General features: G+C 45.3%; 6 protein-coding genes. 1 reads left to right on the forward strand and 5 read right to left on the reverse strand.

Features of this window, described 5'->3' with window-relative positions:
* Nucleotides 1–6 precede the first annotated feature (6 nt).
* Nucleotides 7–1041, reverse strand: coding sequence for a hypothetical protein (locus HP398_RS07295; protein ID WP_254475909.1), 1035 nt, complete (start codon nucleotides 1039–1041; stop codon nucleotides 7–9).
* Between the two features lie 160 nt (nucleotides 1042–1201).
* Here HP398_RS07295 and HP398_RS30850 point away from each other — a divergent pair, with 160 nt between their 5' ends.
* Nucleotides 1202–1426 carry a hypothetical protein gene (locus tag HP398_RS30850; protein WP_017250275.1) on the forward strand — a complete coding sequence of 75 codons (225 nt, stop codon included), beginning with the start codon at nucleotides 1202–1204 and terminating at the stop codon, nucleotides 1424–1426.
* Between the two features lie 109 nt (nucleotides 1427–1535).
* On the opposite strand, the gene HP398_RS07300 is transcribed toward HP398_RS30850, so the two are convergent.
* From HP398_RS07300 to HP398_RS07315, 4 genes are all read right to left on the reverse strand, one after another.
* The gene (locus HP398_RS07300; protein ID WP_017250276.1) at nucleotides 1536–2702 is read right to left on the reverse strand and encodes a cytochrome P450; all 1167 of its coding nucleotides are present in this window, start codon (nucleotides 2700–2702) and stop codon (nucleotides 1536–1538) included.
* 44 nt (nucleotides 2703–2746) lie between these two features.
* Nucleotides 2747–4036: a hypothetical protein gene (locus HP398_RS07305; RefSeq protein WP_254475911.1), complete on the reverse strand. Its 1290-nt coding sequence runs from the start codon at nucleotides 4034–4036 to the stop codon at nucleotides 2747–2749.
* Between the two features lie 120 nt (nucleotides 4037–4156).
* Nucleotides 4157–5974 carry an asparagine synthase (glutamine-hydrolyzing) gene (asnB, locus tag HP398_RS07310; protein ID WP_173622262.1) on the reverse strand — a complete coding sequence of 606 codons (1818 nt, stop codon included), beginning with the start codon at nucleotides 5972–5974 and terminating at the stop codon, nucleotides 4157–4159.
* 26 nt (nucleotides 5975–6000) lie between these two features.
* Nucleotides 6001–12015 carry a non-ribosomal peptide synthetase gene (locus tag HP398_RS07315; protein WP_173622263.1) on the reverse strand — a complete coding sequence of 2005 codons (6015 nt, stop codon included), beginning with the start codon at nucleotides 12013–12015 and terminating at the stop codon, nucleotides 6001–6003.
* Nucleotides 12016–12027: the final 12 nt, after the last annotated feature.

Here is a 12027-nt window from a genome sequence, read left to right on the forward strand (position 1 = left end):
GGGTTACTACTTCTGAGGAATCGTCACCGTTAACTCTTCTTCCTTATTCTTCTGATAATCTTGCTTCCAGTAGAGGAGCTCTGTTTCACTCTTCCATTCGAGCGGAAAGTAGTCGGTATGATCATCGGCTTGAAGAAGCTTCTTCTGCTTCCCTGTAGATAATTCATACAACCAAATGTCTTCAGTCTCTTCATCTTCCATCCCGTATTTTTCTTTCGAGGTTATCCCACTTAATTGAGAAAATGCTGCCCTTTTCGAATCTGGTGAGAATCGGAATTGGGAAATATACGAGAAAGGCTCACTCATTCTATCGTTTGCTACCTGATAGATTTGTCCGCCGCGATGTCTGCTCGTTCCCGTATCCAATAAGAGATACTCAGAATCGGGAGACCATGTAAAGAAATAGCGGTCGATGACAGCCTCTTTTATTGGGGAGGGTGAATCGTTGCCAACCTTCCAAATGTATGCCTGACCATCTTCGGTAGTCCCCTTATAATAGGCAACTGCTTGAAAGTTCGGCGACCATTCGGCGTGAAATGTATCCTCGCTTGTATACAGCTTCTGCTCGATCTTGTTCATTTGCTGCCATGTTTCCGGATTCACCTGTATACTTTCGGTCTCCAAGGTTGTCAGTGGATAAGTAGCGGGATCAAAAAGATGATAGAAATACTTCAAACCATCTTTTCCATATACTTTTACATGGTGAGTCGAACGTTCATAGTAGCGGGCGTTTCGGCGATCCCCGTCCTTGTCGGGTAGGTGAAATGTGTATTCATCCTCTTTCCACTCCCCCTGATATGTTCCCCCTTTCACTTTTTCTATTTCACGGATTTTATTGAGTACTTGATAGGGTGACAGGGATTCTTTTTGTTGTTCTTCCACTGGTTGATTGGTAGGTGCTGTAGAGACTGAGCTAGAGGTAGGAAGTGGAGCGGGGATTGGTTTTGCTGTGGCCTCTGTTGTTTTCCCGGCGTTCTCCGATGTTATTGGCTTGTTCGGTTCATGTTGACACCCGGTTACCAATGCGATCGTACAGATCATCGAAAGCCATCTAATTTTGTTCAAAGCTTTTCTCAATGGTTAAGCGCCTCCAAGAGTGGAAAAAAGTAGAAAAATACATTTCGATTATACCATTTCACAATTCCCATATCCTTTTATATAATTGGGAAAGTCTTGAAAAAATTCTAAAGCAGGTGATCCTTTGGTTCAAGTAAGCGATGCTCCCTCTAACTTTATTGTGTTCCTCCCGTTACTAATAATCTTATTTTTAAACATCATTAACATTGTCATCAGTATCTGGGTATACCGCGATGCAAGGAGACGAGGGAATAGCAAGGAATTCGCTATCATCGGGCTTGTTGCATCCTTGTTTTTTCCGGTTATTGGGTTGATTGTTTATTTGGTGATCCGGAAAGATAAGTATTGAAAAATAAGGAATTCTCTTTTCCTTCTCTCCAAATAAAAAAAGCAGTTGAACAGGGATAACCTTCCTGCTCAACTGCTTTTTTAGATACGAAAACGGGCAAACGAGAGGATTAGCCTCTCGTCACATTGAGGATCAGATCGTTTTCAAATCCACCGATTGAGATGTCAGAATAGCACTTGATCATTTCTGTTAGCATCACCTTTGCTTCCAGTCTGGATAGTGGTGCGCCCAAGCATAAGTGGCAGCCTTTTCCAAAGGATAGATGCTTATTGCTATTAGGTCGATGGATATCGAATTGGTCTCCCTGCGCAAAGGTATTTTCATCACGATTGGCAGAACCGAGCCATGCCATGACGATTTCGCCTTTTTTCATCATACTTCCGAACATATCCGTATCTTCTTGAACCTTGCGCATCAAAACCTGTGCTGGCGGACGGAAGCGCAATACTTCCTCGATCGCTTGATCTACCAGCTGCGGATTCTCTCTTAATTCACGATAGACACCTGGTCGATCTAGTAAAAAGCAGTAGAAAACACTGAACAAGAGCGTACTTGTCGTGACATTTCCGGCAAGCAGCAAGCTGATTGCAATATCAATAATCTCGCGGTCAGATAGTTTTTGTCCTTTGTATTCTGTTTGCGTTAAATCGGAAAGAAAGTCTTTTGCCGGATTCTCTCTTTTTTCTTGAATGATCGGAGAGAGATAAACGGCCATTTCCTTCATGATTTCTTCCTTTTTGAGGTTAATATCCTCATACGTTTCGCGGGTTCCGGAAGAGATGAGCACATCGGACCATTGTTTGAACAGCATCCAATCACTGGACGGTACACCGAGCAAATCGGCAATGACAATCACTGGCATCGGAGTTGCGAGATCACCTAAAATTTTGATGCTTTGCTTTTCTTTTACTTCCTCTAGCAAATGACGTGAAATTTCTTGAATACGCGGTTCCCACTCTTGGAGTGTTCTGGTTGAAAATGCCTTTGTATAGAGAGCTCTCCTTTTTCCATGATCAGGCGGGTCCATCTCTGTGATCCCCTTTTCTTTCAATGCGAGGGAACCAGCGATTCGTTTGCCTGTATCGCTTGAAAAGAGGTGATAATCGGTCAGCACACGCTCTACATCCGCATACAGAAATACGTTCCAAACTTGTTGCTTTTCATCGTAATGTACCGGGCTATTTTTTCTCATTTCTGCATACCAGCCGTAGGGTTCAAACTGTTGTTGCAGATTCTCGGCACCTGATATTTCATTAGGGAATACTACTTTATTCATTTCATTCACTCCTTATCAAAATGGGTAGGTATTGCTACAAACGGCTACTCTTTGTATGACTTGATTTCCTCTAACATGGTATCCATGAGTTTTTCTATTACCCCAATGTCTGTGTTCGATTCAAAGAAGGAAATAGTGAGGGTTATGCAATCTTGATACGTACTGACTCCAAGCATCAGTCCTGGTGCGTAATAGGCTGGCGAGACGATATACGCACCTGCAACTTTCACATCATCGAATGATATCTGACTTGTACTAATCACACCGAAATTTGATAATATTGGCGTGCTGTTTCCATCTGCTACGATTTGTTTTCTTACATCCTGAATGATCTGCAATGTGTGATGGAACTCTAAATTTTCCACAAAGGCAAAAGTGTTTACCGCATCATGCAGAATCTCTTTATTATCGCGTTGATTTTTCATGAATTCGGCCACTTCTTTCACCTGATCTGCAAATGTCCCTGTTGCTTGATTCATGCAGGCGTGAACTACGCCAGACAAGTTGTAAATAGCGTCTGCCTTGCCTGTGGGTAAAAATTTTCTTACATTAACAGTGACCATGACTTTGATTTGCTCTGCCGGAACGTTCTCCATCTGTTGAGATAAAGCGCGCATATAGGCAGCCAATAACACATCATTTACCGTGAACCCTTTTTGTTTAAATCCTTGCACTAGCTCCAACCACTCTTCGCGCGGTATTCTGCGAATGGCTTGTCGCCTTTTCGCTGGTTCTCCAGGCGTAAAAGGAAGTGTTGGTCCCTGCGGTTCTGGAGCTTGCGGCATCCCGCCATTTGGGATACCCATCTCCTTGAACAAACGACTCTGATCTCTGCCCTCAGGGTTTGACTTGGGGACGTAGCGAGGGTTTTGGGCCAGCTCACTATATAACGAAGCTAGCAGGTGAACATACTCTATCAACCCTGCACCATCGCTGCATAGATGATTTAATTTGATGCAAATGATATCTTTGGTCCAGGTCCGTAGAATGCGAACTTTGACCATCGCATCAGCATCGATGTCTATTGGGCTCGACAGCCACTCCTGTACGGCTTTCTCTTCGGAATCGGACTCACTGAGAAGTTGTAAGGAACACCAACCGCTTGACGCCAAATCGCTGCGTCGCTCCCAATAGGGGCGGACTGAATCTTTTATAAAGCGGCAACCCATGATAGGTTCAGCAATGGTGCTTGCCTCCATCGCTTGAAGCAATCGCTGTTGATTCACATGTCCGTCCATTTCCAGCACCATTTGAAGTTGGCAATCGGAAAGATAGCTGACCATGTAATTAAACCTGTCACTTCCGTTTGCAGGCAGACGTTGTGGGATTGCCATGTTCTGATTTACCTCACTGACATTCATTTCCTCCACACCCCTTCAAACTTAATTTTTGAAAGAAAAACAGTCAGGAAAAATCATCCTGACTGTCCTTTTTATCAGCAAATCCACGGGCTTCTATCGAATGGAAATCTTGTATTCCTCTAACCACATATTGATCTGAACGAGGTATTCGATCAGCTTCGTTGATTGAGCTAGATTCATCGGTGCTTTTCCATCCAGTACAAATTGGATCACAGACTTATTAATCAATGGTAATAGAGGCGAATTAGGGTTCGTTAAAATTTGTTTCATATGGTCCAAAATCGCATGGTAATACTCTGGATGATAGGTCATCGGATATGCGCTTTTGTTGCGGTACAATACTTCTTGCGGCAAATATCCTTTATACGCTCTGCGAAGCAAGCCTTTTTCGATTTGATCAATATTTTTTACTTTCCATGGGACATTCCATAAATATTCAACTAGACGGTAATCACAATAAGGAACACGTACTTCAAACCCCGTATACATGCTCATTCGATCCTTGCGATCCAATAGCAGCGGAAGAAAGCGTGTGATAAAGAGGTACGACATTTTGCGCTGTTGCGCTTCCAATGCTGTCTCCCCTTCCAAAGGATGTACCTCTGCAATCCCTTCTTCATACCGCCTGCGAAGATATTCTTGTGGGCGGATTTTTTCGATGGCTTCTTCATTTAAAAATGAACTCCACCCGTCATGCTCCATCCAAGGGAATTTGCCTGAATTCAAGAATTTCTCCTTCTGAAACCAAGGATACCCGTTAAACACTTCATCTGCCGATTCACCTGATAGCGAGACGGTCGCGTTTTTCTTCATTTCACGACAAAACAAATAGAGCGACGTATCCGTCTCCCCTAATCCCGGCAGATCACGCGCTCTCAACGGCATATGAAAATGAGTAATCAGATCTTGAGCGTTGAAGGTAATCTCTTGATGCTTCGTTTGTACATACTCTGAAACTGATTTCGCCCATGGTGCATCCAAACTAATGTGCAACAAACCTTCTTCAAAATGCTGATCATTGTCAACAAAATCAACCGAATAGGTGTGCAACGTCTTCCCTTTTTTACGAAGCTCTTCAGCGGCTAAAGCTACTAAGCCACTCGAGTCCAAACCGCCAGACAGCATACTAACCAATGGCAGGTCAGAGATTAACTGACGTTGAACCGTGTCTTGTAACAGAGCGCGTATCCTTTCTGTCGTTGTATCTATATCGTCAGTATGCACGTTACTTTCCAGCTTCCAATAGGCCCTTGTTCTGATTTGATCCTTCGTGACTGTTACACAATGTCCAGCGCGAACCTCATTGACATTGCGGAAAATTCCAAATCCAGGCGTTCTCGCCGGACCGAGTCCGATAATATCCGCTAACCCATCCGCTTCTACTTCAGGCTTCACTTTTGGATGGGCAAGCAAAGCTTTCAGTTCGGAGCCGAACAAGAACGAGCTCCCTCGTTGGCAATAAAATAATGGTTTCACACCTAAGTGGTCACGCGCTAAAAACAATCGATGATTTTTTTCGTCCCAAATGGCGAATGCAAAAATTCCATTGAGATGACGGACACATTCCTCTCTCCACTCCAAAAAAGCGTGCAGTAATACTTCCGTGTCAGAATTGGTTTGAAAGGAGTGTCCGAGCAGCTCTAACTGGCGGCGCAGTTCCAAATAATTATAGATTTCGCCATTAAACGATAGGACACACGTCTGATCTCCTTCTCGGTAGATCATGGGCTGCTTGCCGCCTTCTGGGTCGATCACGATCAGGCGCCGATGCGCAATCGCTGCCCGAGGAGACAACCAATATCCCTCTTCGTCTGGCCCGCGATGCTGGATCGCTTGAGCCATTTTGTGCAAAATAGCATGCTGGGATGACAAATCGTCATCCCAATCAAGCCATCCCACAATTCCACACATAGTAACCTCTCCTCTTGTTCGCCAATTTAGTGTTGGGGATGATACGTTATCGTATTGATTAACTCGCTTACCTTTTGCTCTGGGGTCGTTACCAATCCTTCTAAAAGAGTATTCAAATGCTGCAGCATACCGCTAATCTCCTTATCGTTGAAGAAACGTCGATAATAGTTAATATGCAGGACTAACACTTGTTCATAGAAAAGGATTTCCACTCGTAACGGATGCTCCGTCTGAGCGATAGAATCATAGATGGTAGCACCGAGGACATCATTAAATCCTCTAAACACAGAAGAGAAATCAGGGAGCTGTTCGCTTACCAGATAACTGTCAAACAAAAGCCGATCTCGTGGGATATCGCACCACTCGTATATTTTTTTCAGCGGCGTGTATTCGTACTGACTCGTCTCTACTACCTTGGACTGCATGTTTTGGAGCCAAGACAAGAACCTCATGTTTTGCTCAATGCTCACGCGAATGGGCAGAATATTGAAGAAAAGCCCGACAGAATGCTCGACCTCCATCATCGCAATGCTGCGGCCGGAGAAGATCGTACCAAAAACAACGTCTTCCTTACCGCTGTAATGATGGAGCAGCAATGCCCAAGCCCCCTGCACCAATGTATATGGCGTCAGATGATACTTTTTGGACAAGGATAATAGCGCCGAGGAGACTTCTGGCGATACGATGAACCTTTCTTGAGAATAGGGAGGTTCATCGGCAGAGATATTCTTCCTGCTCGCTTGCGCCCATTCAAGAGTGGAGCTGGTCATTCCTTTCAGATTTTTCTTCCAAAACAACTCGGCATCCGTTAAGTCCTGCCCTTTTTGTAGCGCAACATAATCCCGATAAGGATAGACAGGCACAATATCAATCGCCGTCCCTTGGGAAAACGCTTGATAATATTCGAATAATCTTTTCACGATCAACGTATAGCTCCAGCCATCCTGCAACATCAGGTTGAAGACATAAATAAAGTAGTAGACATCCTCTCCTACTTGAAGCAGAGCAAGATGCGCATGTGGTGCATGGCCCATCTCAAATCCTTGTTGTCTAAGCTTTTGAATGTAGGATTGCAATTGTTCATGTTGATCATCTTCCGGAATGTCACGCCAATCTTCCTGTTTGATGTGGATATCCACTTTCTCATGCACGATCTGCATCGGTTCATCCAGCTCTTCCCAGATGAAGGAAGTTCGCAATGCAGGGAATTGTTGGATGAGATGCTTCCATGCCTGCTCGAAAGCAGATACATGGAAAGGGCCACCCTCTATGCGAAAAGCATGATGAACCACATTCAAACCAGGCTCTGGATGATGCTTGTATCGATAAAGCATATTCTCTTGCATGATCGTCAGCGGATAAACATCCTCCATGTATGGGTTATCTCCTTTTATCCGATCCAGCTGATGCTTATCCAATGTTGGTAACTCTACTGCGTTTGGAGTTCGCTTCGCGCTTTGGGTGGAGGCCCCACCTACAACCTCTGCTAGTTCAGCTATGGTCTGGAATTGGAAAATTTGCTGTGGAGTCAGTTCCAGACCGAATTGTTTTGCTCTCGCAACCACTCGAATGGTATGAATGGAGTCGCCACCCAATCCGAAGAAGTTATTATGTATGCCAACCTTATCCAAGCCCAATATTTCAGCCCAGACATTGGCAAGAATGTTTTCCGTCTCCGTCGTCGGTGGTACAAAATCTCCCTCCATCTCTGGCACTTCCATAAGCGGCGCAGGAAGCGCTTTGCGATCCAATTTTCCATTCATGTTCACTGGCATTTCCTTGATAAACTCAAAGATAGACGGAACCATGTAATCTGGGAGCTTATCCCGTAAATAACTGCGCAGCTCTGGAATGAACTGGCGAGCAACTCTGTCTGTCAAAGGATCATTCGCATACGTTTCGATCGGCTGGTAGTGTTTCGCTGGACGGTGCCACGCGGTGACCACTGTGTTACGCTGTCTTTTTTCTAGTAAATGCTCAGGTCGGAGCACAGCTTCATAGCTACCATCCTCTCTATCACCCATCCAAGCAATATCCACGCTGTATCGAAGCTCAGCGCCCAACTGCCAAAGCTCCTCAGGATCTATTCCAGTGCCTGGATGGTTTTGATCTGTTCTCAGTTCTTCTACCGTTTTGAGAACATCTTTGTCAGCAAGCAATGACTGGTATCGATTCGCCCTGTCCAACCGCAAATTTGGGATATTCGTAAGCCCTAAGATTTGCGGTTTATACTTGGTCATGATTTGACGAAGTCCATCAATATTTTGGAATCCCTCCTCATGCCAATCCAGCCAAGAAAAGTCCTCAATCGGCTGCACTTTTTTGCCGAGATGAAGAACCACATCATAGCGATAGCGAGTTAATTCGTTATGATGACTTCCTCGCTTTAACTTGATTTCTACATGGCTGATCTGATGCAGCTGCGCTTGAAGCGCATAGAAAAATGCAGGATCGATAACCAGCTCCTGCTCTTGTCTCATTCGCTTCTGCACGCGGTGCTGCAATTGATCGATAGTCAACGTCGCCGGTGACTTTTCCATCTCAACCTCAGTGAGGAAGGTTTGCAGTAAAGAAAGATTACGAACATCACCGACAAAGATTGCTCCTTTGTCATTCATGGCGTGTATGGCCTTTTTCAGCACATCCAACAGGTAGCTCGCATCCGGGAAATACTGCACCACAGAGTTGAGCACGATCACATCGAACTTCTGTCCCTTTAGCCCACGAAAATCATCCGCATAGCTCTTACGCAGTGTGACATTAGATAAATCCTCTCTTTGGTTGATCAGATTCGCCGTAATGTAATCCAACGCCATCGACGAAAAATCTGTTCCCCAATACTGCTCACAATGAGGCGCTATCCGGGATAATAACAGCCCTGTACCACACCCGATTTCGAGTACTTTTTTCGGTTGCAAGGCAAGGATACGATCTACCGTCGAATTGACCCATTCACGCATTTCTTCCGCTAAAAGGGGGTGACCCGTATAGCTGCTGTTCCAGCTGGTAATGTTGAAGTCTGCCTCATATTTATTTACATCATCATAGGCTTTATCAAAGACATCCTGCCATTCTGATACCTGTTCCGCTGGAAGCGCTTCTTCTTCTGTTGCCTTTTTCAGTTTTTCCTTGGCCTGTGAATCTGGCACGATATAAGATATCAACTGCTTATGCCCTGGTCTCTGCTCGGATTCATGAACGATCACAGCCGCTTTTTGTACATGTGGATGTTCATCCAATACAGCTTCAATCTCACCCAGCTCGATACGGAACCCTCTTAATTTGACCATAAAATCAATTCGACCTAGATACTCGATCGTTCCATCCGGCATGTAACGTGCCAAGTCACCTGTTTTATAAAGGCGTGCTCCCTCTTTTTTGCTGAATGGATCAGGGATGAATTTCTCTTCTGTCAGCTCAGGTCGGTTATAGTATCCGCGAGCCAGCTGTACACCACCGATGTGCAGCTCGCCGGCAACACCCACGGGAACAGGATTCAGGTGCTCGTCTAACAGGTAGATTTGGGTGTTTGCCACAGGACGTCCAATCGGCACGGATCTAAGCTTGCTTCCTTTTTGACATGCCCAGTACGTGACATCAATCGCCGCTTCTGTAGGACCATAGAGGTTGTGCAATTCCGCATCGAGACACTCGAAAAAGCGCTCCTGCGTTGCATAAGATAAGGCTTCGCCACTGCAAATGACTTGTCGTAGCGTATCGCAGCCGCTAATTTCTGTCTCCTCCAGGAACACCTGAAGCATCGAAGGAACAAAGTGCATGGTAGTGATTTTCTCTTTTTTGATCAAACGTGCCAAATAAGTCGTATCTTTATGACCTTCTGGACGAGCTACTACCATGCAAGCGCCCGTCATTAACGGCCAGAAAAATTCCCAAACCGACACATCAAAGCTGAAAGGCGTCTTTTGCATGACGCGATCGGTTTCATTCAGTTGATATTGTTCCTGCATCCATAAAAGTCGGTTGACGATACCGCGATGAGCATTCATCGCACCTTTTGGCTTTCCAGTGGAACCTGAGGTGTAAATCATGTACGCCAAATTGTCGCTGTTGACTCCGCTTGCAGGCGCCATATGGCTCTCCATGCTAATTGTCTCCCAATCTGAATCGAGGCAAATGAGTTGTCCACCGTATTCAGGGAGCGTGTTCTTCAGCTCCTCCGCAGTCAAGAGGAAAGAAGGATTCGCATCCGTGATCATGAAGGCAACCCGATCTTGCGGATAGCTTGGATCTAGGGGAACGTAGGCCCCACCTGCTTTGAGGATACCTAACAGCCCAATGATCATCTCAAATGAGCGCTCCATATAAATGCCCACAAGCGTTTCCGCGCTTACACCCTGTTTTACGAGATGGTTAGCCAGTTGATTCGCCCGTTGATCCAATTCACGGTAAGTGAGTTGCTTCTCTTCAAAAATAACGGCTGGGGCATCTGGTGTTTTGGCAGCCTGCGCTTCGATCATTTCGTGGAGGCACCTATCTTGCTGTGGGTAGTACGTCTTCGTATCGTTCCATTCGACCAACAGCTTTTGCTCTTCCGCAGTGGTCAAAATCGGCAAATCTGAAATCGGCTGGTTCGGATTCGCGACAATGCCTGCCAGCACGATTGTAAAGCTTTCTAACAAGCGACTAATTGTCGATTCATTAAAAATATCGGAATTGAACTCGACGTCTAGGTCAAGGATATCGCCTTTTTCTACAACCTGAATCCAGAGGTCAAACTTGGATGTGTTGTTACGGAACTCTTCAAATTTGACCAAGGAAAAACCTAATGCAGACATGTCCGATTTTTTCGGCATAGGAAAGTTCTGCAACACAAAGCAAACTTCAAACAGTGGATTTTGACTCATATTACGCTCAGGCTGCAATTCGTCCACTAATCGTTCAAATGGTACGTCTTGATGTCTGTATGCGCTGTTCGCTGTTTCTCTCACACGTGACAACAGTTCTCTAAAGCTTTGATTGCCGGAAACATCTGTTTTGAGAACCAACGTATTTACAAAAAAGCCAACCAGATTCTCCATTTCCACTCGGTTACGATTCGCTACGGGCACTCCCACCCGGATATCATTTTGCCCGCTGTAACGGTGCAACAATATCTTTAACGCGGTGATCAAAACCATATACAGCGTGGCATTTTCTTGCTCGCTCAGCGCTTTCATGGCATGTGAAAGGGAAGAGGGAATCTGTAGTTTTAGGCTCCCTCCTTGAAACGTTTGGATAGGAGGTCTTGTACGGTCTACTGGTAGCTCTAACGCGCTACTTTCTTTTCCAAGGGTTTCTCTCCAGTAAGAAAGCTGTTTCTCAAGCACTTCTCCTTGAAGCCACTCCCGCTGCCAGCTTGAAAAATCAGCATACTGGATCGGAAGCTCAGGCAATGGGGAAGGCTTGTCCGCAAGATATGCTTGATAAAGCAGAACCATTTCTCTGAAGAAAACTCCGACTGACCATCCGTCTATGATGATATGGTGAACGTTCAAAAGTAGAATATTCAAGTCTTCGCCGAGTCTGAATAAAGTAACACGCAACAACGGTCCCTTGGTTAAATCGAAAACATACATGCTTTCCTCTTTCGCGAGTCGGCGAAACTCATCCTCCCTCTGCGCCTCGTGATGTCCTGTCAGGTCGACAATAGGAAAAGGAATTTGCAAGGCAGGAGCAATGAGCTGATACGGCTCTCCGTTTGCGACTTGAAAGGTAGTTCGCAGGGCTTCATGGCGTTCCACTATCTCATTAACGCACTGCTCCATGATGTTTGTGTGAAGCTCACCCGATAGATGGAAGGCGGCAACCACATTATAGGCAGGACTGTTCGGTACCAACTGGTCTAAAAACCATAGTCTCTGCTGGGCAAAAGAGAGGGGCACGAAGCCCTCTCTTGAACGCCGCGGAATCCCAGTCTTTTTCGTCTCCAGTTTTGAGCCTTTCAGCTTCTCCAGCAATGCTAGTTTCTTCTCGGAAAGCTTCGATCTGCTCTCGGCAAGTATCTCATCTCTTGATTTAGCTGATTCCTTCTCATTGATCATCGGATTGCTCCT

It is taken from the genome of Brevibacillus sp. HB1.4B (assembly GCF_013284285.1).
GTDB lineage: Bacteria > Bacillota > Bacilli > Brevibacillales > Brevibacillaceae > Brevibacillus > Brevibacillus porteri.

What these genes read in the sequence shown, in the direction of transcription:
- HP398_RS07295 (WP_254475909.1), bottom strand. Translation starts at nt 1,041, where the DNA reads ATGATCTGTACGATCGCATTGGTAACCGGGTGTCAACATGAACCGAAC.
- HP398_RS07300 (WP_017250276.1), bottom strand. Translation starts at nt 2,702, where the DNA reads ATGAATAAAGTAGTATTCCCTAATGAAATATCAGGTGCCGAGAATCTG.
- HP398_RS07305 (WP_254475911.1), bottom strand. Translation starts at nt 4,036, where the DNA reads ATGGCAATCCCACAACGTCTGCCTGCAAACGGAAGTGACAGGTTTAAT.
- asnB (WP_173622262.1), bottom strand. Translation starts at nt 5,974, where the DNA reads ATGTGTGGAATTGTGGGATGGCTTGATTGGGATGACGATTTGTCATCC.
- HP398_RS07315 (WP_173622263.1), bottom strand. Translation starts at nt 12,015, where the DNA reads ATGATCAATGAGAAGGAATCAGCTAAATCAAGAGATGAGATACTTGCC.